At 32.0% G+C, this 25,463-nt stretch carries 16 protein-coding genes; 12 read left to right on the forward strand and 4 right to left on the reverse strand.

Annotated features, from left to right (window positions below; genetic code table 11):
• Positions 1 to 164: 164 nt before the first annotated feature.
• From V9L04_RS12230 to V9L04_RS12245, 4 genes are all read left to right on the forward strand, one after another.
• Entirely contained in the window at positions 165 to 1,733 is a 1,569-nt protein-coding gene (locus V9L04_RS12230) for an acyl-CoA carboxylase subunit beta (RefSeq protein WP_338790096.1), read from the forward strand.
• 153 nt (positions 1,734 to 1,886) lie between these two features.
• Positions 1,887 to 2,843: a site-specific DNA-methyltransferase gene (locus V9L04_RS12235; RefSeq protein ID WP_338790097.1), complete on the forward strand. Its 957-nt coding sequence runs from the start codon at positions 1,887 to 1,889 to the stop codon at positions 2,841 to 2,843.
• A gap of 123 nt (positions 2,844 to 2,966) precedes the next feature.
• Positions 2,967 to 3,419 carry a hypothetical protein gene (locus tag V9L04_RS12240; RefSeq protein WP_338790098.1) on the forward strand — a complete coding sequence of 151 codons (453 nt, stop codon included), beginning with the start codon at positions 2,967 to 2,969 and terminating at the stop codon, positions 3,417 to 3,419.
• A 76-nt stretch (positions 3,420 to 3,495) separates the two neighbouring features.
• Positions 3,496 to 5,718, forward strand: coding sequence for a ComEC/Rec2 family competence protein (locus tag V9L04_RS12245; RefSeq protein WP_338790099.1), 2,223 nt, complete (start codon positions 3,496 to 3,498; stop codon positions 5,716 to 5,718).
• Between the two features lie 73 nt (positions 5,719 to 5,791).
• Here the strand turns inward: V9L04_RS12245 and V9L04_RS12250 are convergent, their stop codons facing one another.
• Complete coding sequence (locus V9L04_RS12250; protein WP_338790100.1) at positions 5,792 to 6,541, reverse strand: polyprenol monophosphomannose synthase; 750 nt, start codon at positions 6,539 to 6,541, stop codon at positions 5,792 to 5,794.
• A gap of 61 nt (positions 6,542 to 6,602) precedes the next feature.
• A complete protein-coding gene (locus V9L04_RS12255) occupies positions 6,603 to 6,830 on the reverse strand; it encodes a hypothetical protein (protein WP_338790101.1) in 228 nt (75 codons plus the stop codon).
• Positions 6,831 to 6,915: 85 nt separating this feature from the next.
• Between V9L04_RS12255 and V9L04_RS12260 the strand changes: the two genes are divergently transcribed.
• Positions 6,916 to 7,188: a cytochrome b5 domain-containing protein gene (locus V9L04_RS12260; protein WP_338790102.1), complete on the forward strand. Its 273-nt coding sequence runs from the start codon at positions 6,916 to 6,918 to the stop codon at positions 7,186 to 7,188.
• Positions 7,189 to 7,242: 54 nt separating this feature from the next.
• Here V9L04_RS12260 and V9L04_RS12265 read toward each other — a convergent pair whose 3' ends face one another.
• Positions 7,243 to 7,482 (reverse strand): hypothetical protein, encoded by a 240-nt coding sequence (locus V9L04_RS12265; protein ID WP_338790103.1) that lies wholly within the window; start codon positions 7,480 to 7,482, stop codon positions 7,243 to 7,245.
• Between the two features lie 224 nt (positions 7,483 to 7,706).
• Between V9L04_RS12265 and V9L04_RS12270 the strand changes: the two genes are divergently transcribed.
• The 5 genes from V9L04_RS12270 (at position 7,707) to V9L04_RS12290 (ending at position 15,098) form a co-directional block, all read left to right on the forward strand.
• Entirely contained in the window at positions 7,707 to 8,681 is a 975-nt protein-coding gene (locus tag V9L04_RS12270; protein WP_338790104.1) for an NAD(P)-dependent oxidoreductase, read from the forward strand.
• Between the two features lie 196 nt (positions 8,682 to 8,877).
• A complete protein-coding gene (locus tag V9L04_RS12275; RefSeq protein ID WP_338790105.1) occupies positions 8,878 to 12,057 on the forward strand; it encodes a DUF2723 domain-containing protein in 3,180 nt (1,059 codons plus the stop codon).
• Between the two features lie 147 nt (positions 12,058 to 12,204).
• A complete protein-coding gene (locus V9L04_RS12280; protein ID WP_338790106.1) occupies positions 12,205 to 13,674 on the forward strand; it encodes a hypothetical protein in 1,470 nt (489 codons plus the stop codon).
• Positions 13,637 to 14,506 carry a UbiA prenyltransferase family protein gene (locus V9L04_RS12285; protein WP_338790107.1) on the forward strand — a complete coding sequence of 290 codons (870 nt, stop codon included), beginning with the start codon at positions 13,637 to 13,639 and terminating at the stop codon, positions 14,504 to 14,506. Before V9L04_RS12280 ends, V9L04_RS12285 begins: the two co-directional genes overlap by 38 nt.
• Positions 14,499 to 15,098, forward strand: a complete 600-nt coding sequence (locus V9L04_RS12290) for an HAD family hydrolase (RefSeq protein WP_338790108.1) — start codon at positions 14,499 to 14,501, stop codon at positions 15,096 to 15,098. The genes V9L04_RS12285 and V9L04_RS12290 overlap by 8 nt, the downstream gene beginning before the upstream one ends.
• A 6-nt stretch (positions 15,099 to 15,104) precedes the next feature.
• On the opposite strand, the gene V9L04_RS12295 is transcribed toward V9L04_RS12290, so the two are convergent.
• A complete protein-coding gene (locus V9L04_RS12295; RefSeq protein ID WP_338790109.1) occupies positions 15,105 to 16,037 on the reverse strand; it encodes a DUF72 domain-containing protein in 933 nt (310 codons plus the stop codon).
• Between the two features lie 345 nt (positions 16,038 to 16,382).
• On the opposite strand from V9L04_RS12295, the gene V9L04_RS12300 reads away from it, so the two are divergent.
• Together V9L04_RS12300 and V9L04_RS12305 are read left to right on the forward strand one after the other, a co-directional pair.
• Entirely contained in the window at positions 16,383 to 18,686 is a 2,304-nt protein-coding gene (locus V9L04_RS12300; protein ID WP_338790110.1) for a 7TM diverse intracellular signaling domain-containing protein, read from the forward strand.
• Between the two features lie 500 nt (positions 18,687 to 19,186).
• Positions 19,187 to 25,108 (forward strand): T9SS type A sorting domain-containing protein, encoded by a 5,922-nt coding sequence (locus V9L04_RS12305; RefSeq protein ID WP_338790111.1) that lies wholly within the window; start codon positions 19,187 to 19,189, stop codon positions 25,106 to 25,108.
• The last annotated feature ends 355 nt before the right edge of the window (positions 25,109 to 25,463 follow it).

Genomic DNA, 25,463 nt, shown 5'->3' on the forward strand with positions numbered 1-25,463 from the left:
AATTACGAATTACGAATTACGAATTACGAATTACGAATTTTATTTTTTTGATACTGGTTTTGAATTCTGATTTTATTATCCTGTATTTATCATATCAATCATAAAAATCACTTGCAAATCCTATCTACAAGTTATTTAGAATTTTAAAAACATAAACCAAACACATGAGCCAACAAAACCCATATAACGGACAAACTCCAAACGAAGTCTTAGACCGAAAAAATGCAGAAGCAATGCTCGGTGGTGGACAAAATCGTATTGATGCACAACACAAACGAGGAAAACTTACTGCAAGAGAACGCATAGAATTACTCTTAGATGAAGGTTCTTTTGAAGAAATTGGACGTTTTGTAATGCACAGAGCTAAAGATTTTGGACTAGACAAAGAACATTATTTAGGTGATAGTGTCGTCACTGGTTATGGAACTGTAAGTGGTCGTTTGATTTATGTGTTTTCACAAGATTTTACTGTTTTTGGTGGTTCGCTTTCAGAAGTACATGCTGAAAAGGTCTGTAAACTAATGGATTTGGCAATGAAAAATGGTGCGCCTATTATTGGTCTTAATGATTCGGGTGGTGCAAGAATTCAAGAAGGTGTCGTTTCTTTAGCTGGTTATGCAGATATTTTTTATAGAAATACAAGAGCATCAGGCGTAATTCCTCAACTTTCTGCCATTATGGGACCTTGTGCTGGTGGGGCTGTTTATTCTCCTGCTATTACAGATTTTATTATGATGGTCGAAAATACTTCATATATGTTTGTAACAGGACCAAATGTTGTCAAAACGGTTACACACGAAGAAGTTACAGCCGAAGAATTGGGAGGAGCAAGTACGCACAGTACGAAAAGTGGTGTAGCTCATTTTTCTTGTGCCAATGAAGTGCAGTGTATCGAAGATTTGAAAAAACTTATCTCTTACATTCCTCAAAACTGTGAAGAAATTGCGCCAGTTTATCCTTATGAAGCAAAAGATGACGAACTTCGTCCAGTTTTGAATACTATTGTTCCAGAAGATGCCAATAAACCGTATGATATGCGTGAAGTTATTGAAGGAACAATCGATGAAGATAGCTTTTTAGAAGTGCATAAAAATTATGCTGAAAATATCTTAGTTGGTTTTGGTAGAATTGGTGGACGTAGTATCGGAATTGTAGGAAACCAACCTTCAAATTTAGCTGGTTGTTTGACGATTGACGCAAGTAAAAAAGCAGCTCGTTTTGTTCGTTTTTGTGATGCTTTTAATATTCCATTGCTTGTTTTTGTAGATGTACCTGGGTTTTTACCTGGAACTGATCAAGAATGGAATGGTGTAATTAATGACGGTGCAAAACTCTTGTATGCTTTTAGTGAAGCAACTGTTCCACGTATTACGGTCATTACTCGCAAGGCTTACGGAGGTGCGTATGATGTAATGAACTCAAAACATATTGGCGCAGATATGAATTATGCTTATCCAAATGCAGAGATTGCTGTAATGGGAGCAAAAGGAGCAGCCGAAATTATCTTCAAAAACGAAATTAAAGCCTCTGAGAACCCTGCTGAAAAGCTAAAAGAAAAAGAAGACGAGTACAACCGAAAATTTGCTAATCCGTATCGTGCAGCGCATAGAGGTTATATCGATGAAGTGATTTTGCCAGAACAAACACGTCAAAAATTACTTCGTGCCTTCAAAATGCTAGAAAATAAAGTAGATTCTTTGCCAAGGAAAAAGCATGGTAATTTGCCTTTGTAAGAGTTTTATGACTTCATGAAATTTATGTAAAAACTTAACAATCTATTTTGTTAAGTTTTTTTTGTGTAAAATATATCCTAATTTAAAGCCTTTTAAAAGACATAAAGAATAATTTAGAGTAAGTTCATACAACCATCAATGATATTTATAAAAATGCCTCAACTCCACAATAAAAGTTCTCACCAACTAAAAGAAATAGAAGATAATTCTATTGATGCTCTAATTACTGACCCTCCGTATGGTATTTCTTATCAAAAAAATGATTGGGATAAGAGTTTACCAAACAAAAAAGTATGGAAAAATAGCTTTAAAAAGATGAAATTTGGCAGTTTCGGGTTAGTTTTTAGTTCGGTTCGGCTTATGCACAGACTTATGGTAGATTTGGAAGATAGTGGTTTTTTGATAAAAGATGTTTTATTTTGGTCGTATCTCAATGGAATGCCAAAAAGTAGAAATGTCGGACTTTCAATAGATAAAGAATTAGGAGTAGAAAGTAAAAAAGTAGGAGAGTATAAATATGTACAAGGTTATAAAAAAGAAGGTGCAGAAAGTTATAAAACAGATAAAAATCACAAATTATCCCCAAACTCTGAAATAGGAAAAAAATATGATGGAACTGGCTTAGGACTCAAACCTGCCTATGAACCTATTATTTTGATTCAAAAACCAATTGAAGAAGGATTAAAAGTAGCTCAAAATGTTATAAAATACGGAACAGGAGCTTTAAACTTTGAAGAAACTAGAATTCCATATCAAAAAAATGAAGGCAAAGTAGGACATAATCCTCATGAAAAAGGAAGAGTACCTGCAAATATTATCCGAACAGATGCTTTTGAAGATGGATATGATAAGTTTTTTTTAGTACCTAAAGTAAGACAAAAGAAAGATGATTTTAATTCTCACCCTACTTTGAAACCTGTCGAACTGATGCAACATCTAGTAAAACTAATAACATTTGAAAACCAAATTGTTTTAGACCCTTTTATGGGAAGTGGCTCTACTGGGGTAGCTTGCAAAGAGTTGAACAGAGAGTTTGTAGGTTATGAATTGGATAAAGGTTATTTCAAAATAGCAAAGAAAAGAATAGATGAGAGTTTAAAAAACAAATGATTCTATGTAATTTTAATTATGCTAACACCTTTATTATTTTGTTCCAATAGATGATGCAATATCTTAATAATAAAAAAAGCCTAATTTTTTCCAATTACCAAAAATATTCCATACATTTAAGATATGAAAATCAAAATAGTTACATATCTTTTTTTGTTTTTATTTCCTGTTCTAATTTCTTCCTGCTCTACTCAATCTACCTATTGCAATGAGCGTTTTGAGTATTGTTTGGACTACCCTGCTGTTTTTGAACCCTTTGGAAGTTCGAAGAGTAACGATGGACAAATTTTTTACATCGATGGTGGCAAAATAGAACTCCTAGTATGGGGAAGTGTAAATGGGCAAAACAGAACTTTAGAGCAAGAAAAACAATATATTTCTCAAAATAGAAAAGTAGAGTATCAAACCATTAATTCTAATTTTTTTGTGATTTCTGGATTTGAGAATGGTAAAGTATATTATTTGCGAACTGAAAAAACAGGTACTGGCTTTCGGTCTTTTGAAATTCGTTATCCAAAAGAAGAGAAAGAAACGTATGATAAATTTGTAGAAAAAATTAGTTTTCAAGAAAAATAAAAAATCGTGTGACTGCAACGTCTCAACGATGATCAAAATTTAAAATAATCCTAAATCTATAAACCAACTAATTCCTATGAGCCCAAGAGATAAACCTCTTTTTCGTTGGGATTCGTATCCACTTGTACGTCCTGTTTTGGCATTGATTATTGGTATTTTGGTAGGAGAATATTCTCAAATTGGGTTAGCATTTTCATTAGGAATTTTTACTGCTTTTGTAGTCGCTTATTTTGGACTTCATTTTTTTGTAAAAGCAACTTCAAAAACTCGTTTTTCTTGGCTTCATTTACTAACTTTAGTAGGTGTTTTTGTAGGGCTTGGAATGAGTTTAGTAGCTAATATAAATCCAAAAGAACGTCCTTTACATATCAAAAATATTTCTCAAAACAATCAAAATACAGTTTTAGCATATCAAGGAAAAGTTGTTTCAGAGATTCAAGAGCGTGAAAAATCATATAAATTTGAGTTTGAAATAGAAAAAATTCGCACTGAAAAAGCGTGGCAGCTTGCAGAAGGAAAAGTTTTGGTGTATCTGAAAAAGAATCAGTTTCTAAATGACACAAATTTTGCAAACCATGTAGATAAAACGTATAATTTTGGAGATGAACTATTGATAAAAGGGTTTCCTATTCTGACAAATCCACCAGAAAATCCATCGTCATTTGATTATCAAAAATATTTAAAGTACCATTATATTTGGCATCAAGATTTTATCAATTCGTATGAAATTGTCTTAGTAAACAATCAAAATAATTCTGAAACTCAAAGTAACTTAACTCTTTTACAACAGTTTCGTAAAAAAGCGATTGATTTTCGTATGTATTCGGATAGTGTTTTGAAAAAAATGATACCTTCAAAGCAAAGTTATGGAGTAGCAAGTGCTCTGTTTTTAGGAATTAGAGATGGAATTGATAATGAAGTACAAAATGCTTATCGTTCTGCTGGAGCAACTCACGTTTTAGCTGTTTCTGGTCTGCATGTAGGTATTTTGAGTGCTATGATTGCCTTTTTACTAGGGTTTTTGAGAAAGCATAATAAACTTAAATATCTATATTTATTTTTTGTTTTAGGTGTTCTGTTTAGTTATTCTTTTCTTACTGGACTTTCACCTTCTGTGCTTCGTGCGTCAGTAATGTTTGCTATTATTCAAATCGGACTTACTTTTAGTAGACGTACAAATATTTATAATAATTTAGCTTTTTCTGCTTTTTTATTGCTTATTTTTAGTCCTTATATGATTTTTGAAGTAGGCTTTCAACTTTCTTATTTGGCTGTTTTAGGAATTGTACTTATCCAACCTAAAATAGTCAGAGTTTGGAAACCTTCTAGCTGGTTTATTAAAAAAGGATGGGAGTTGCTGACAGTTTCTTTAGCTGCCCAACTTATTACTTTCCCCATTTGTCTATATTATTTCCATCAATTTCCTTCTTATTTTTGGTTGTCTGGTTTTGTAGTAATTCCTGCTGCTATGGTTATTTTGGGGTTTGCAATAGCTATAATTTTGTTTAGTTTTTTCAGTATGACAGTAAGCTCTTTTCTAGGAATGATTTTATCTTGGATTATATATGCTGTCAATTATTTAGTTTTTGGAATAGAAAAATTACCCTTTTCAGTTTTAGAAAATATCAGGATTAGTTTTATGGAAAGTATGCTTTTGTATGCCTTAATGATAACTGTGTATTGTTTTTTTGTTTTACCAAGAAGGATTTTCTTTTACTTCTCTTTGCTGTGTAGTCTGTTGTTTTGTGGAATAAATTTATACAAAAATATAGATGCAGAAAATCAAAAACGATTGGTTTTTTATCAGATAAGAAAAGGTTTTTCTTTGTCTTTACAAGAAGGAAGGAGAAGTGTTACACTTTTAGATTCGGCTAGTTTTTACAATGAAGAAGCTCAAAGTTATTGGCTTACTGGAGATTTACTTTCAAATGGAAAAACTGAAAATAAACGTATCAATTTGGATTCAATTTATACTGAAGAACCAAATACTGAAATAGTACAAATCCGTGATTGGAATGGAGGAAAAATTATCCTTTGGAATAATAAAACTATTCTATTATGGAATAAAAGGCTAGAAAAAGATACTAAATTTCTGCCAAAATTAGATAATATTGAAATAGTTTGGATAAGTAATAATCCAATTTATACACTGGCAGACCTCAAAGATATCAAAACGAAATATATAGTTTTTGATGATACAAATTACAGTTCAAGAATAAAACTACTTTCTAATGAAGCAAAAGTCAATAAAATTCCGACTGTAATTTTGAAAAATGGTGCTTTTCAGAAAGAGTATTAAATTTTAACCATCGTTACTCTAACCGTAAACGAGGCTTTGACACCTAAACGACAGCTTCACATCTCATTTAGAGTTATTTACGAACATATTTCTTAAAAAAACTATTAATCTTCATTTGAAGGACACCAAAAAAAGCCTCTTTAAATATCCCTGAAGACATTTTTGAAGTTCCTTTGGTTCGGTCTGTAAAAATAATAGGAACTTCTCCCACTCTAAAACTGTATTTCCAAGCAGTAAATTTCATTTCTATCTGAAAAGCATAACCGACAAATTTTATGGTATCCAAATTTATGGTTTCCAAAACCTCTCTACGATAACATTTGAAACCTGCCGTCGCATCATGAATCGGCATTCCTGTAACTATTCTGACATAAATACTGGCAAAATAAGACATCAAAACTCTGCTCATAGGCCAGTTTACTACATTTACACCTTGCACATAACGAGAACCAATCGCTACATCATTTCTAATTCCTTCTTCATTTTCAGTTGCACAAGAAGTATAAAGACGAATCAAGTCCTTTGGGTTATGAGAAAAATCAGCATCCATCTCAAAAATAAACTGATATTCATTTTTTAAAGCCCATTTGAAGCCATGAATATAAGCTGTTCCTAAGCCTAGTTTTCCTTTTCGCTCTTCAATATGAAGAGAATTAATAAATTCTTTTTGAAGTTCTTTAACTTTCAAAGCTGTTCCATCTGGCGAGCCGTCGTCAATAATGAGGACGTGAAATGGAAGTTCCAACGAAAATACAGCACGAATAATAGCTTCGATGTTTTCGATTTCGTTGTAGGTCGGTATAATTACAATGCGTTCTTTCACAGTCCAAAAATACGTACAATTATTTTACTCGCAATAGAGCATAGATAAATTTTGAGAAGTTTTAGGAATTTAGAGAGTCATTTTGTGAAATTTCTCTCTCTTTATATCTTATTACCCCTTTTGGTAAATTATCTAATAATTTTTCGGCTGCTAATTCATCTCTTTTTTGTTGTCGTTTTTCTATATAATTTTTGAAAAGCCAAAATTTACTCCAATCTTGCATCATGGAAAGCAAAATAAGGAGAGAACTAAACAAAGTAACTTCCCAAATAAAAACGATTGTGTTCATGATGATTGTGAATAGACTTGATAATGTGTAAAATTTTCTCTTAGATTGTTTCTTAATTTACAAAAAAATGTACTGATAAAAAATTATGATTAATAACTTCTCTGATTCAAGTAAAGAAAATCTACCTTCTTATACCAAGTCTCAACTTGCTTTACGAAATGGACAAGATCGTCCTGAGATTTGGTGTGCTTACAAGAACTTGATTTATGATGTTTCTGACTCTAGACTTTGGGTAAAAGGAAAGCATTATCAGCATTGGGCAGGACAAGACCTCACATCAGAACTTCAAAATGATGCTCCTCACAATGAAAATGTTTTTGATAAATTTGAAGTAGTAGGAATATTGAGAGTAATTTGATAAATAAGGGGAATTTATTAATTAAAAGATACTCTCAATACGATTCAAAATATATCACATGAAAATTTTAGCTAAATCTTTCTCTATATTACTCAATTTAGTTAAAACTTGTGTATCATCAGGTGTATTATTATTATACTCAGTCGGACGTATGCCATTCAGAAAAAGACGTGATTCAATTACCTTTTGAATTAGCTCATCTTCTTTTGCATAGGTACTAATGAGTTTATCAATGAAGTTACGAATACTTCCTTGATTTGGATTATTAGCAGACTGCTTTTGTATAGAATTCATAATGGTATAAATAAAAAAGGGGACTTTTTGGATTAATTATAATATTGAAGCAGGTTTATTAGTTGGTTGATATTAAATAGAAACTAATATCAAATTAATAATTTTTGTTTTATTTTAACAAACGATAGGCATTTTAAAAAAGTTACATTTGAAATAAGGAACATACAATTTATCATAATCACTCCAAAAAAAGCTCCAATATTAAATATAAAATCTAATTTTTCATGAAAAAAACACTAAAAGTGCTTATTGCTGACACATTACATGACTCCTTTAACTTTCACTTTTCAAATAATAAAATAGAATATATCTATGCTTGTGACTGGAAAGATAGTGATATTATAAATCAAATACAAAATTTTGATGGATTAATCCTAAGAAGTAGATTTGCTATTGATGAAGACTTCTTAAAGCACACTAAAGAGTTACTTTTTATTGCTCGTGTAGGTTCAGGTACAGATGGAATAGACAAAAAAATACTCATTCAAAAGAATATCAAACTGCTTACAGCTCCTGAAGGAAATCGAAATGCAGTTACCGAACATACATTAGGTTTAATATTCTCGGTATTGAATAATTTTAAGAAATCACAAAGTAATATTGCTAATTTTGAATGGAAAAGGGAAGAAAACAGGGGAGTAGAATTAGCAGGAAAAACAGTCGGAATAATAGGTTATGGAAATGTAGGAAGATTGCTTTCTCAAAAATTACATGCTCTAGGTTGCGAAGTTTTAGCTTATGATAAAAGAAATAAAAAACAGGATAGTTTTGTAAGGCTTGTTACTTTAGAAGAATTACAAGAAAAAGCGCAAATTGTATCAATTCATATTCCCTTAGATGATGATATAAATGGAGAAAATAAAAATTTTCATTTTGTAGATGCTACTTTTTTTAAAAACTTCAAAAATGCCATTTTTTTCTTTAATACTTCAAGAGGAGAAGTTGTAGATACAAATTCGCTTTTGAAATATCTAGAAAATGGAAAAATAAAAGGTGCAGGTTTAGACGTTCTTGAAAATGAAAAATTAAAAACATTTACCACCTTACAAAAACAACAGCTTGAGCAGCTTATTGCTATGCAAAATGTAATTCTGACTCCTCATGTGGCAGGCTGGACTTTCGAATCTTATGAAAATCTCAATAAAGTTTTAGGACAAAAAATAAATGATTTTGTAGAAGAATATTTTCAAAAACTTTAAAAATCTTCAAAAAAGGTAATTTTTTCTTCTCTTTTTCTAAATTACAATAATTTAATCCAAAGAATATATACTAGTTGATAAACTTTTCCTATTTTCGTGTCTTGAAAAGAAATTTCTAATAAAAAAGGTTATTCAGTCTATTTATCAAACTGTATTTACTGATAACTGATTACTGGTAACTGATAACTGTAAAAATATGGGTTTTAATCGTCTTAATACTATTGTAGGTTGGCTAATCTTTTTGATTGCTACTACTGTTTACATACTCACTCTTGAAAACACAGCTAGTTTTTGGGATTGTGGAGAATTTATTGCTGTTTCATACAAACTAATGGCTCCTCACCCACCTGGTGCGCCTTTCTTCTTATTGGTAGGGCGTATTTTTTCTTTATTTGCCTTTGGAGATGTTTTGGAAGTAGCATATTGGATAAATATGCTTTCTGCTCTATGTAGTAGTTTTTCTATTTTGTTTTTGTTTTGGACAATAACTATGCTTGCTCGTCGTATTGTACGACCTACTTTACAGAAAGTAATGGATGCAAAAACTGAAACAGACCTTAAAAAAGGCTTAGATGCACAAGAAAATGATTATACACTTGCCGAGAAAATAATGATTTTGGGAAGTGGTGCTATTGGTGCTTTGGCTTATACTTTTTCAGATTCATTTTGGTTTTCGGCAGCAGAGGCTGAGGTGTATGGAATGTCATCTTTTTTTACTGCAATTGTAGTTTGGGCAATTTTCAAATGGGAACGCATAGATGATGAGAGAGATTCTAATCGTTGGCTTATTTTTATTGCTTATTTGGTAGGGCTTTCTATTGGTGTTCACCTTCTTAACTTACTTGCTTTGCCTGCATTGGCTTATGTTTATTATTTCAAAAAATATAAAACTGAAAGTACATTGGGTTGGATTATGACATTCTTGGCAGGAACAGGAATTGTTGTTTTGATTACTTATGGTGTAATCCCTGGATTGCCTTCTATAGCAGCCAAGTTTGAAGTTGCCTTTGTAAATACTTTTGGTTTACCATTTGGTTCAGGGGCTTTGTTTTTTACAATTGCTTTTATAGCTGCTCTTGTTTGGGGAATTTTTTATTCTATTAAAAAGCAAAATGTACCATTAAATACTGCTCTTTTGTCATTTGCTTTTATAATGATAGGTTATAGTACGTATTCACTTATCGTAATTCGTTCGAACGCAGATACACCAATTAATGAAAATAGTCCGAAAGATGTAATGACCTTTGTTTCATATTTGAAAAGAGAACAGTATGGAGATCGTCCACTTGTATATGGAAGAACATTTGCTTCTGAACGCACAGGACAGGATATAGGAGCTGCTATGTATCGTAAAGGGGAAGAAAAGTATGAAGTTTTTGACCATAAGTTTGAAGTTACTTATGATAATAAAGGCAATATGCTTATGCCTCGTATTTACAGTCAGAGTGGTAATCACCCAGAACTCTACAAACAATGGCTCAAATTAGCAGATGGAGAAAGACCAAATTTTGCTGATAATATAAACTTCTTGTTTACTTATCAATTCGGACATATGTACTTCCGATACTTTATGTGGAATTTTGCAGGAAGACAAAGCGATGACAAAGAAGCAGGATGGCTTGCTCCTTTTGAAGATTTAGGAAAAGAATTACCAGTAGATTTAGCTACCAACAAAGCAAGAGATAATTTTTATATGTTACCTCTTATTTTGGGAATACTAGGCTTTATTTTCCAAGCTAGTAAAGACCAAAAAGGTTGGTGGATTACCTTCCTGATTTTCTTTATTATGGGAATAGGTCTTGTGCTTTATCTCAATTCTCCTCCTGTCGAACCTCGTGAACGAGATTATGTATATGTAGGATCATTTTATGCCTTTTCTGTTTGGATAGGTTTGGGAATGCTTGCCATAGCTAATTTCTTGAAAAAACATATTTCTGGAATGGCAGCTTCTAGTGTTGCACTAGTTATAGCACTTGTAGTGCCTACTATTATGGGCGCAAAAGGTTGGGATAACCACAATCGTACAGGGCGTTATTTATCAGTTGATCAAGCTAGAAATACACTTGCAGCTTGTGAACCAAATGCTATTTTATTTACTGGTGGAGATAATGACACTTTCCCACTTTGGTATGTACAAGATGTGGAAGGATTCCGTACTGATGTTAGGGTAGCTGTTTTGAGTTATTTTTCAACAGATTGGTATGCTGACCAAATGACAACTCAAGTAAATGATTCTCCTCCTCTTCCAATTTCTTTAGAAAGAGAAGATTATGTTCAGGGAAAAAATGATTATATCGTTTATGTTGGAAATAGAGATGGTTCAGAAGACAAAAACATCAATTCACCTGTTAATTTGGAAACGTATATTGAGCTTCTTAAAAAAGAAGACCCTCGTGTAATGGTTCAGTTGCAAGATGGAAGTAGCACAGGAAAGCTTCTTTCTAAAAAGTTTGCTTTAGCTATCAATAAACAAGATGTTTTATCAAAAGGATTTATCCCTAAAGGAAAAGAAAATCGTGTTGTTGATATAATGGAATTTGATATTAAAGGAAATAATATTTACAAAAATGACCTTTTGTTATTAGATTTAATTGCAACCAATAAATGGGAACGTCCTATTTATTTCAACCAAACTTCTGCTAATACGATTAATTTCAATTTGAGAGAATATCTTCAAATGGATGGAATGGTGTATCGTTTGATGCCAATTGCTGCACAAAACAATGGCGATTTGGGAGAAGTAAATTTTGAAGAAATGAAAAAGGCTGTTGATGAATTCCAGTTTAGAGGAATGCAAACAGAAGGATATTACGATGACGAATACAAGAAGTTTGGAGCGCAATTCCGTCAGGTTTATTTCCGTTTAGCGCAGGAGTATTTTGAGCGTGGTGATAAGGAAAAAGCGATTGAAACACTAGATAAAGCCTTCGAACAGTTGCCAGTTATGAATGTTCCTTACAGTTATTATGAGCCTTATTTTGTTCAGTTGTATCACTTAGCAGAAGCAGATGATAAAGCTTTGGCTCTTGCAGAAGATATTTCTAGTCGTGCTATGGGAAATCTGAATTTTGTCTATAAAAACAATTTGAATCAATTTAATTATAGTGATATAATTCAGCGTAGTAGTATTCAAATGCGTGTTTTGATGTCAGTTTACAGACAACTTGATGCCATGACAACACAAGAAATTCAGCGTTTGGAAGCTAAAAAGTCAATGATGCAAGAAGAAAATAAAGTAATAGTTGATGATGATGGAAATCAAGTACAAATAGAGTTTTCTGATAGTGACCAAGCTCGTTTGGATAGTTTGAAAAAACGTCAGAAGATATTTACCGATGCTATTCAAAAATATAGTGCAGCAGGTGGAATGCAGTAGAAAAATTTATATTAGGATATTCTATTTTTTTGGTAGTGTAGTAAAATTGACCACACTACCATTTATCTTTTTTATATTGCTCATATATTTATGAAATAATAGAAAAATAAAAATTTCTTTAAGTTCATCAACCTCTTATTTATTACCATGTTTGCCATAAAATTGAATCAGAGTTTTTATTTAAAAGTAGGAATTCTAAGCGTTTATCTATTTTCTAGGATCTATCTACATTTCATAGGAGTTGGGTTTGATTATCATTCTTTTTTGTGGTTTCCTCATGTTTTAAATGTTGATTCTTTAGAGAATAATCTCTTAGAATCATTAACTTATATTCATCACCAACCTCCTCTTTATAATCTAATTATAGGTGTCTTCCTCAAAGTAAGTAGTGGACATACTCATTTATTTGGAGTTTTGATGCATTTATTTCATCTATCACTAGGTATTTTAACCTGTGTCACTATTTTTGAAATTGCTAACTTATTAAATATAAACAGAATTATTTCTTTTGTAGGTATCTGTATATTTATGATTTTACCTGATTTTATTATTTATGAGAAATTTTTGTTTTATGATTTTATTGTTTTAGCTGCGATTTCACAGTTTATATATTGGTACATAAAATTTCTCAAAACATCAAAAATAAAACATTTAGTATTTTCCTTGCTAGTTGCTACATTTTTGATAGGTGTGAGAAGTGCCTTCCATATAGTTTGGATCATTGGTTTGATTAGTTTATTATTTATAACTAAGCGATATTCATTCAAACATTATTATGTAGCTGTTTTGCTTTTACTTTTACCATTTTCATTTTTCTTGAAAAATAAAATCATTTATGATACTTTGGGTACTTCTAGTTTTATGTGGACAAATATTTCAAAGTATTATGTATATAATTCTTCTGTAAATTTTGATGTAATAGAAGATTCTTCTACTAGAAAATGGATTAGCGAAGGGAAAATATATGATAGGGCAGATACATACAAAATAGGGAATACAAATCTCGCTCAACAAGGTCGTTTAAACTATCCAAAAATTGCTACTCTGCACAACTTAGAAAATAATTATAATATAAACTCAAACCATATTGCATTTCTTAGAATTAATCAATTTTATAAAAAGGCTATATTGCAATTGATAGATAAGTACCCAACTATTTATTTGGAAGGAATTGAAAACGGAATAACTAGCTTTTTTGCTCCTACTACAGAATTTATAGGTTTTCATAATAATGGAAATATCAATAAAATGAATAACTATTATGCAAACTATAAGTATTTAATAGGAGTGCGTGAGTCATATGTGAATAAGAATTTAGTTGATAACAGATATTCACTTAAAAACTCTTGGAAAACAACCTCTTTATTAGCTGTATTGATCTATATATCTACCTTTTTGATTTCTATCATCTATCTAGCAAGTGGAAAAAATATATTTATAAAAAAAGTTTTTCTCTTTGTGCTGTATAATGTAACTTATATTTTCTTAACAAGTGTTATGTTTGAGATAGGAGAAAATATGCGTCAAAGATATTACTCTGATATATTTATTTTTATGTTTGTATTATTACTACTAGATTATGGCTATAAAAGGTATATTAGATTTACTAAGAGTTAAGCAATGGATAAAAAATTTATTATTATTTGCTCCTTTATTTTTCTCAGGGAAATTTTTTGATATTTTTTTGATACAACAAGTTTGTATAGGATTTTTTATTTTTAGTATTACTTCGTCTTGTGTTTATATTCTTAACGATATAAAGGATATAGAAAAAGATAAAATGCACTATCGCAAAAAAAAACGCCCTCTGCCTTCTGGTATTTTATCTCTACAAACAGCTTGGGTTATTTTTGGTGTATTGACAAGTTTCTTAATAGTATCATTTTTTTTCTTACCTATATATTTTGTATTTTTATGTGTATTGTATCTTACAAACAACATTTTATATACACTTTGGTTAAAAAATATTGCAATTATTGATGTTTCTATGATTGCAATAGGTTTTGTAATTCGCCTATTTGCTGGTGGATTAATGGTAGCTGTTAGTCCTAGTAATTGGTTAGTATTAATAATATATTTAGTAGCATTACTTTTAGGATTTGCAAAAAGAAGAGAAGATGTATTAATCAAAGAAAACTCAGGAGAAGTTTTGAGAGGATCTATTAGCAACTATTCTATCTCTTTTATAGATGCTGTTTTGAGTTTTTTGAGTGGAGTCATTTCGCTTTTATATATACTATATACCATCGAAGCTACTACTTTTGCAGGGAAATATAAAGAATATTTATATCTAACCTCTTTCTTCTTAGTTATAGGTATTCTTCGTTATCTGCAACTTGTCTTTACTTCTGAAGAAAGTGACCCCACTACTTTACTTTACAAAGATGCCATACTTAAAATTATTGTTAGTTTATGGCTTATTAGTATAACATTTCTTATTTATGGATAAAGAAAAGATAATTGCATTTTTTGACTTTGATGGAACAATAACAAAGAGAGATACCTTTGTGCCTTTCTTAGTATATCAAAATGGACTTTTAATATTTATTTTTAAATTGATTTCTTTATTTTTTTATATTATAGCATTTTATGCGAAAATTATATCTAATGAAAAATTAAAGGAAAGGTTTATAAAAAAATTTATAGCAGGATATTCAGTACAAGAAATAAATGATTTAGTAGAAAGATTTATAGAGCAAAAAATAGACAGTATGTGTAGAAAAGAAGCATTAGTGTGTTTGGAATGGCATAAAGCAAACAGACATAAAATAGTTATTGTATCTGCATCTCCTTCTTATTTTATAGAGAAATGGGCTACTAAATTGGATTTTGATTCAGTTAGTACAGAACTGGAAATAGTAAATTATAATTATACAGGTAAATTAAAATCTAAAAATTGTTATGGTAAGGAAAAAGTAAAGCGTATCTTAGAAAGATATGACATAAAAAAGTATGATGAAATTTATGCTTATGGGGATACGAAAGGCGATCTTCCAATGCTTAAGTTAGCTACTAAAGCATATTATAAACCATTTAGATAAATTTTCTCAAAAAAGCGAAGGCATATCATTTTTTGTTTCTGTTTCAATTTTCTTTGGAGGCACTATGTTTTTATATCCTTTTTCTTTCAGTTTTTGAATCAGAAAAACAGCCATTTCTGCCGTTTTGATATTTTCTGGTTGATGTAACCAAAAATGAAATTCTTTTAAGCCTTCTTTTATCCAATTATCCATTCTTTCTACCCAATCTTCCATACGTTGATAGTCTGTTTTGTCTAAAGAATTTCCCACCAAACGCAAAACCATGGTGTCAGAAGTCAGTCGCATGTGCATTACATCACGCCTTCCCGAAACATCAGTCATGAGAGCAGTAAAATTATAGCGACGCATAACCGAAAAAACTTCTCTTACAGCTTCTCTAGTTTCTTGGTTGGGATAATCAAACCAATCTTTATGACGAAATTCGATAGCAAGACGAGTATCAGCAGGGAAATTTTCTAAATAATTAATTAAAACTCCTGCTTTCTGTGGTGAAAAATGAGGGGGGAGCTGTAAAAAGCAAATGCCTAATCTATCTCCAAAAAGCGCAACTCTATCACAAAAGACATTTGTCAAGTCTTCACAATCTACAAGTTGTTTATGATGACTAATTCCTTTATATATTTTGGGGCAAAATAAAAATCCTTTAGGAGTCATCTCTTTCCATTTCAAAATACGCTCTTCAGGTGGAATTTGATAATGAGTAACATTGAGTTCGATAGAATCAAACTGACGTGAATAATGATATAAAAAATCAGTGGGTTTTGCTTTTTGGGGATACCAAATTCCTTTCCATTCAGGTGTTCCCCAAACAGGTGCAGCAATACGAATAATAGGTTTTGGTGTTGGTTCTAATTTTGATAAGAATGCCTCCGTTTCTGGATGGTTATCTAGCAATGTAAAATCTATATTATTTATATTTTGTAATTTTCCAAATTCCATAATTGAATGATTTCTTGTATGTGTTACTGTCGTAAGGCGAATAGATAATCAAATTAAATTATACCACACGCTGATTTAAGTTCTGGTTTGTTTATAAAATATTGCATTTTATTAAATTTGACGTGGTTTCATCTAAAATAAATTAATTTTGTGGTATTTAAGTTTTAAAAAAAGGTGTATTATTGTTATATTGTTTGGTGTGATTAATTTGATATAATCTTTATTTGTATTTTATCAAGATTTTTTGTTTGAAATAATTTCTATATTCTTTCAAACTTAACTCCCCAAATAATTTATTGTTTTTCATTGTTTTCCTTATTATGCACCCTTTTTTTTTCCATAAGAATGCCCTTAAAAATCTCTACACTCTTTTTTGTTTTATTATTTCTACTACCTAATTTTTTAGTTGGTCAAGATATTACTATATCTTACAATTCAACGGAAAAAACAATTAGTATTGCTGATAAATTGACCTATTTGGAAGACACTACAAGTCAGCTCATTTCAAATCCAAATCACATTTTAGATTTCAAAACTAACTTTATCAAAAATGAAGGAGAGGTTCTGAATTTTGCTAATACTCAATCTGCATTTTGGTTTCGTATTGAAATAGAGCGAAAAGTAGATGAAAAGATATACCTTGAAATTAATAATCCTATGTTGGATTCAGTTATATTTTTTGAAAAAATAGATAATAAACTACAACAATTAGGTGTGTCAGGAGCTTCATTTGCCTTTCAAAAAAGAGAAATACAATATACAGAGCCTAACTTTTTATTACCACTGAATGAAGGAGAAAAGAAAGTATTTTATCTCTACATAAAAAGTAATTTTCCTACCCAAACTACTTTATCTATTGGTACAGCAAAGAAAATTCTTGAAGCACAACATCCTTTTGATATTGCAATTGGTGTTTATATTGGAATTATGCTTGTGATGGGACTTTACAATTTATTTGTGTTTTTTTCTGTTCGTGACAAACTCTATTTATATTATGTAATTTATGTTTTTGGAATTTGTCTAACTTATACGATGTTCAAAGGATATTCTTTTGAGTTTTTGTGGTCTGCTTCTGAAAAAATCAATTTTTATATTCCTGTTATTTCTTCATTTGTAGTATTTTTTATGCTTCTTTTTGCAAGAAGTTTTTTAGAACTACACAAAAATTATCCTAAATTAGACAAAGGTATATTTGTATTACTATTTATGACAATAGTAAGTATGATTATTGGCGTATTAGGCGTATATGGTGTAAGTGCAATAATTGGACAATTAGCTGTTATTTTGATGGCTATTTACTTATTAGTAATCACCATTTATCTTCTAATCAAAGGATATAAACCTGCCCGTTTTTTCTTATTTGCCTGGTCTATTTATCTTGTAGGCTTGATTATATTTATTTTACAACTTAACGCAGCTATTCCTCATACTTGGTTTACTAATAATGCTGTTCTTTTTGGATCAGCTTCAGAAGTAATTTTGTTATCTTTTGCATTAGCAGACAGAATCAATGTTTATAAAAGACAAAAAGATACAGCTCAAAAACAGATTTTAGAAAAAACTATCGAAAATGAAAATTTGATAAAAGAACAAAATAAAGTATTAGAAATAAAAGTAAAAGAAGCTACAGAAGACTTACGTATTTCGAACGAAGAGCTAAATTCTACCAATGAAGAATTAAATGCAATGCTTGAAACAGTACAATCTCAAAATCAAGTTATTGAGAAAAGCTCAAGAGAGATTCTTACAATGAATGATGAGTTGAATGCTACAAATGAAGAACTTAGTTCAACAAACGAAGAATTAAACTCTACCAATGAGGAATTGGTTGCGACAGTAGAAACAGTAAAAAGACAAAATAAAATTATTGAAGAGTCAAATAGAAATATTACAGATAGTTTGCGTTATGCTCAAACGATTCAAGATGCTATTTTGCCTTTTCAAGAACGAATGGATAATCATTTGAGAGAATACTTTACTTTTTATCGTCCAAAAGATATTGTAAGTGGAGATTTTTATTGGCTTACAGACTTGAAAGGGAAGGTATATTTAGCAGTCGCAGATTGTACAGGTCATGGTGTGCCAGGTGCATTTATGTCTATGATTGGTTCGGCTGCTCTTGATGCGCTTGTTGATAGAAATGAATTAGAAGATTCAGATAGAATTTTGGAAGAGCTTCATCTGACTATTCAAAAAGCCTTAAAACAAAAAAATAGTACCAATGATGATGGAATGGATGTCGGACTTTGTATTATGGAATATTTAGAAGATGAAAGATGTAAAATTCTTTTTTCAGGTGCAAAACGTCCTTTGTATTACTTCAAAAAAACAACTCAACAACTACACGAAATAAGAGGAACTAGACAAAGTATAGGAGGCTATTCAAAGAAAGAAAGAATACAATTTGAAGTAAACGAAATAATCTTAGAAAAAGGAGATGTTTTTTATTTGTGTAGTGACGGATATGCAGACCAAAATGACTCAGATGATAAGAAATTTGGTTCTCATAGTCTTAAAAAGTTGCTTCAAGAAATAGCTTCACTTTCTATGAGGGAACAAGGAGTAATAGTAAAACAAAAGTTTGAAGAACATCAAGGAAATGAACCTCAACGTGATGATATTGCTATAATTGGAGTGAAAATAGTGTAATTGAAAATTAGTTTTATTTTTCTTGTAAAATGGAAATAAAATTATCAATTAATACACAGCAAGTTATTTTGAGTTAATTATCACATCATTAAGTAAATGGGCAAAATAAAGCCTTGCCATTGTCGGTATCTTACCGACGACATAATAGATAATAAAGAATATTATAGTTGTGCTTTGCTTTATTCTGTAACTAAGAGAAAATTTATCTATTTTTTAGAAATTGTACTATTTCAAAAGGATATTTTGTTATAAGGAGGTTTTATGAAATATCTACTATCATAAGGCAATGTTTTAAAAAACTTAAATATTTTAGGTTTTTTGTCAAATAACTATGTTTTTCTTAAAAAAAAATAATACATTTATACTATCGCTGAAAAAAACAGACATATTTATAGCGTCTTCATGAAAAAATGTTTTTAAATATTATATAAAAAAATATTTTTTATGAAATAAATATGTGCTACTTATTACAATTAACAATCATTTACACTTCAATTTTGATGAATACGAAAAATACATACTCAAAGTTACGGATTGTTTTGTGTTTGCTTGCTCTTGGTATATTTACTACCACAGGACTTTGGCTATTTCAAAAGCTAAATGCAGATACTGAGCAAGTCATGACTTATCAGTTCGATGAGAACACAAATCCTGAATTCTTAAAGGGAAAAGAAAAACTGGCTTACTATCAATACTTATCTGAAAAATATGCTGGATGGACAAAGAAGGATCTTAAAAAAATAGATAAAAGGTATCGTCCTGATTTAGCTGGACTTCAAGATCGTGCACGTACTGCTGATCCAAGTACAGGAGAGGTTGCTGTGGATGCTCGTATAAAAGCGAATGAACAGACAGATATTAGAGTTGCTGATGCTATCAATCAACGACGTATCGACAATGTCAATTGGGTAGAGCGTGGACCTAATAATGTTGGTGGACGTACTCGTGCAATTATGTATGATCCAAATGATGTTACAGGCAAAAAAGTATGGGCTGGTGGCGTTGGTGGTGGTCTTTGGTACACTAACGATATCACTGTAACAAATCCTACGTGGGTTGCTGTAAATAATTTTTGGGAAAATATTGCAATCTCTACTATTGCTTATGATCCTTCTAATACACAAATTTTCTATGTAGGAACTGGTGAAGGCTGGCTTAATGGTGGTGCACAATTTGGAGCAGGTATCTGGAAAACTACTGATGGAGGTACTACTTGGAATCGTTTAGCATCTTCTACATTAGCTGTAAATGCTGAGTTTGCTTATATACAAAAAATTGTTGTTACACCCACAGGTACAGTTTTATTAACTTGTCGTAATGGAGGAAATGGAGGAGTTTATTCATCTGTTAATGGAGGAACTGATTGGGTTGAAGTTTTGAATGCTGAAGGTGGAGCTGATTTAGAAGTGGCAGCAAATGGAGATGTGTATGCTAGTATTAACTTTCTAACTCAATTTGCAGGATTTAGTACAGGACAAATCCACAAATCTATTACGGATGGAGCAACTTGGACTAATGTTACGCCTGCTTCTATTCCAGCTAATAGTGGTAGAATAGAATTAGCCTCAGCACCTACAAATTCTCAGATAGTTTATGCAGTTGCAAGTGATGGAAGTAATATTGCCTTTTTTAAGAAAACAATAAATGGAGGAACAACTTGGACGGATGTAACTGTACCAAAGTATCTTGAACAAGGAACATGTGCACCAGGAACACAAGATTTTACTCGTGGACAAGCTTGGTATGATTTAATATTAAAAGTGAATCCAACTAATGCAGATCATGTAGTTGTTGGTGGTATTGATGTACACCGTAGTACAGATGGAGGAGCTACTTGGACTGGTATTTCTTATTGGACAGGTGGTTGTGGAGAATATGTTCACGCAGATATACATGAATTCGCTTACAAGCCAGGTAGTGCTGATGAAATGCTTGTAGGTAGTGATGGAGGAATTTCTCGTACTGCAAATGTAACTGCACCAACTCCTAATTTTGCTGATAAAAATTCAGGATATAATGTTACTCAGTTTTATGCTGTAGCTATGGATCCTGCGAATCTTTCAGCTAATTTCTTAGCTGGAGCTCAAGATAATGGAACTCAACGTTTCACTATTTTAGGTACAAATCCTACTACTGAAGCAACAGGTGGTGATGGAGCATTTTGTTTTATTGACCAAGACAATTCTAACATTCAAATTAGTTCTTATGTATATAATAACTATCGTATCTCTACTAATGGTGGAAATACTTTTACACCAGTAGCAACTTCAAATGATGGTTCTTTTATCAATCCAACTGACTATGATGATGCTACAAATTTATTGTATTCTTATAGAGCTGCTAATGGAGGCTTATATAGATGGGCAATTCCTGCTGGAACAAAGACAAGTATAACAGTTTCTAATGCTACAGGCAATACTACACATTTAAAAGCATCTCCTTACTCTCCTGCTGGTACCACAACTCTTTATGTTGGTACAAGCACAGGTAGAGTCGTGAGAGTAGAAAATGCTCATACAGGAACTTCATTTACAGGTACTAACATAGCAGCAGCTGCTATGCAAGGCGCAGTTTCAGTTTCTTCTATTGAATTCGGTGCTAGTGAAAATGAGATTATAGTTACTTATTCTAACTATGGTAATACAGTACAAAATGTATGGTATACAACTGATGGTGGAACTACTTGGACAAGCAAAGATAATGGACACGGATTACCTAATATGCCAGTACGTTGGGCTATGTTTAATCCTAATGATACTAGACAAGTATTAATTGCTACTGAAACAGGTGTTTGGAGTACTGAAGATATTACTGCTGCTCCTGCTGCGGATTTTTGGGAGCCTACTAGCACAGGACTTGCAAATACTCGTTGTGATATGCTTCAAATTCGTAGCTCAGATAATTTAGTCGCAGTAGCTACTCATGGTAGAGGTTTATTTACAACAAATGCATTCTCTCCAGCTGCTGCTCTCTTTGGCATAGATAAAAAAATTACTTATGCAGGTACAAATGTTCTTTTTACAGATTATTCTGCTAAAGCAACAAGTTGGAGTTGGGATTTTGGAGCTGGAGCAACTCCAGCTACAGCAACTACAGTAGGACCTCATAATGTAACTTATAGTACAGGAGGAGTAAAAACAATTACCCTTACTATAAATGGAGGAGGAAGTGCTGAATTAACAATGTCTAAAACTGTTACTGTAATTCCAAATCGTAATGTACCTTATACATTAGCTGATGGAGGAAATTTTGAAGTAAATACGAGTGACTTTGCTCCAGAAAATGTCAGTGGCTCTACACCATGGGAACGTGGTAACTCTGCTATTGCAGGTAAAAATGGAGTTGTAAGTGGTGCAAATGCTTGGGTGACTGGGTTGGCTGTTACTACATATGGAAGTAATTCTAATGCAAATCTTTATGCTCCTAACTTTGATTTTTCAGCAGCAGGTAATTATACGCTATCTTTTCAGGCTAAACACTCATTTGAAAGTGGTTGGGATGGAATGATAGTAGAATACTCTACAGATAAAGGAGCATCTTGGTCTAAATTAGGACCAAGTGTTACAGGTACAAACTGGTACAACTCAGTTACGGCAGGTAATGGAACAGGTTTTGGAGTAGGTGGTACTCCATTCATGTCGGGAACACTTACTAATTATACTACAAAATCACTTGATGTATCTAGCTTAAGTGGAAACACAAATGTAGCATTTAGAGTAGTATTTAAATCAGACACAAATACAGAACAAGCAGGTGCAGCAATAGATGATTTTGAAATTTCATTTGTTCCTAATACACCTCCTGTGGCTGTGAATCTTTCAGTAAGTGCAAATACAGGCTCAGAAGCTGCTGCAACAGCTATTACAGTAACAGCAACTGCTGCCTCTGCTGTAAATGGAAATCAAACAGTAAATTTAGGTGTTAGTGGAACAGGAATTACAACAGGAGATTATACTCTTAGTAGTCCTATTATCACTATTTTAAATGGTCAGACTACAGGTACAGCAACATTTACTATAGTAGATGATGCACTTTTTGAAGGAACAGAGACAGCAACTCTTACTATTTCATCTCCTTCATCTGGACTTACATTAGGTGGTACAACTACTCAGAATATTACTATTACAGATAATGAGGCTGCTCCTACAATTTCATTGGGTGCAATTGCTCCAACAACATATTGTGCAGGTTCTACTATTAGTGTTCCATTCACAACAACAGGAGTATATGCTGCTGGAAATACGTTTACAGCTCAGCTTTCTGATGCGACAGGAGATTTTACTACACCAACAGCTACTCAAGCAGGTACAACTCCAATATCTTTGGTAATTCCGAATACAGCAACAGGAACAGGTTATAAAGTAAGAGTCGTTGCTTCTGACCCTAACACAACAAGTAATTCATCTGTTGATATTACAATCAATGTACTGCCTACTAACATAACAACAGTAGCAAACCCTGCTACTATTGCTAGTGGAGGAAATAGTGATATTGAGGTACCATTATCTCAGGCAACTGTAAGTTATCAATTACAAGATGCAGGAAATAATAATATAGGAACTCCAGTTGTAGGAACAGGTGGAACGATTACATTAAATACAGGAAACCTTACTACAACTACTGTCTTTAAAGTAGTAGCAACAAATACTACAACAAGTTGTTCTCGTACATTAAATAATGTAACAGTTACAATACCAGGCACTGGAGGAGGATCAGCTCCTGTAACTGTAGGTGTTCCTACTCGTTTTGTAGCTACTGGAGTTTCTACTTCACAAATTGATTTGAGTTGGACTGCTGTTGGTGGTGCAACAGGTTATCTTCTTTATGAAGGAAACACACTTCTTGCTACTATTAATTCAGGTGCTACTGATAGCTACGAACATACAGGTTTAGAAGCAGATACCTATCACGCTTATAGATTGTTTGCTCTCAATGGTTCTGTTCGTTCTTCACGAGCAGCTCAAACAAATGATGCTACTTTTCCTAATGCTCCTACTGTTGTTTCTACCACACCAAGTTGTGGAACAGGTTCAGCAGGTGTTGTTCTTAGTGGAAGTGGAGCAATATTTAATGTTTATACAACAGAAACAGGTGGAACAGCAGTTGATCAGACTGATAATAACAACTATTCAACGCTTACTATTTCTGAAAACACAACTTATTATATTAGTATGATTGGTGTTTATGGAAAAGAAAGTCAGACTCGTACCCAAGTAGATGTTGTAGTAAATACACCATTTGAAGCAACTATTTCAGAAGGTACTTCTGTTCGTAGTTGTGGTGCAAGTGCTACCTTGACTGCTAATGAAGTAGCAGGAGCAACTTATGTATGGCTAAAGAATGGAGTTGAACTTACTGATAGTAATTCAAGTTCTTATACAGTTACTGGTAGTGGAAGTTACCAAGTACGTATTATGAGAGAAACGTGTACAACTACTTCAAGTAGAAGTCGTGTTATTCTTAATTATGCTCCTATTGCTGAAATTACTAATGGTACTTTAGCTCGTTTCTGTGATAATGGAACGCTTAGAGCAACTGAATCTGCTAATGTTGCTTATTCTTGGACTCTTGATAATGTAGTTGTTGGCACAGAAAGAGAAGTTTCAGTTTCTCAATCAGGACAATATATACTTACAGTTACTGAAGATGGTTGTACTGCTAGTGATAGCATTGAAGTTGAAGTTACTTCTTTAGCTCCTATATCATTTACTGCTTCTGATTCTGTATTCTGTTTAGGTGAACAAGTAACTCTTACAGCTGATTCAGTTAGTGGTGTTACTTACAACTGGAGCAGAAATGGAGTTGTATTCCGTAGTAATGTAGGTAATTCTATTACAGCTAGTTCAAGTGGATCATATAGTGTTACTATTTCTCAAAACGGTTGTACAAGTGCTTCTTCTGCCTCAGTAAGCATTGAGCGTTTAAACATCAGCACAACTTATCTTCGTAATACAGAAACTACTCTTTTCTTAGAGCCAGCAGACGAATCTACTGAAATTAGTAGTGTAGTTTGGTTCTTCAATGGAGAAGAAAGTGCTAGTTTGAGTGGTGAGACAATTACACCAACAGAAAGTGGAACTTATTCTGCTCTTGTTACATATTCAACAGGTTGTACTTTCCAGACTCGTACTGCATCTTTCAATATTCCAGAGGTGGTTACAGGTGAAGAAGAAGAGTTTATCAAAGCTCTACGTATTTATCCAAACCCTAGTAATGGAACTTTCTTAATTGAATTAGGAGAAGTTAAAGATGCAGTTACAATTACAGTGGTTGATGCTCTCGGACGTGTAGTAAAAACTGATATTATTCCAGCTAATACAAGTTCTTATAACTTGAATTTGGCAAGATTTACTTCAGGAGCTTATACTGTTCAACTCAAAACAGATAAAGGTATAATTGTTAAAAAATTGATGAAAGAATAATTGTCAATTTTATATAATTTCTTTATATAGAATAAATAAAAAAAGGAAAGTCTTAATTGACTTTCCTTTTTTTTATTTGTAGATTTTTTTATTCCATAATCAAAACAATAAGTACAAATTTTGTCAATCTCAAGTTTAGATAATTTTACCTCCAATTTTTAATTTAGTTGTGATTTTTAGATTATGGTAAATTTCGTTGGTCTGTTCATTTTTTGTATTGTACCCAAGGTTTTATGTATGAGTAGATAACATAATATCAATTACCCAAAAAGGTCAAAAAAATCCTCACTCCCTTTTATTGATTGGAATGAGGAAAATTTGATTTTATAAATACTGGAAAACACAAGTCTAAGAC

This window comes from Bernardetia sp. MNP-M8 (assembly GCF_037126285.1).
Taxonomy (GTDB): Bacteria; Bacteroidota; Bacteroidia; order Cytophagales; family Bernardetiaceae; genus Bernardetia.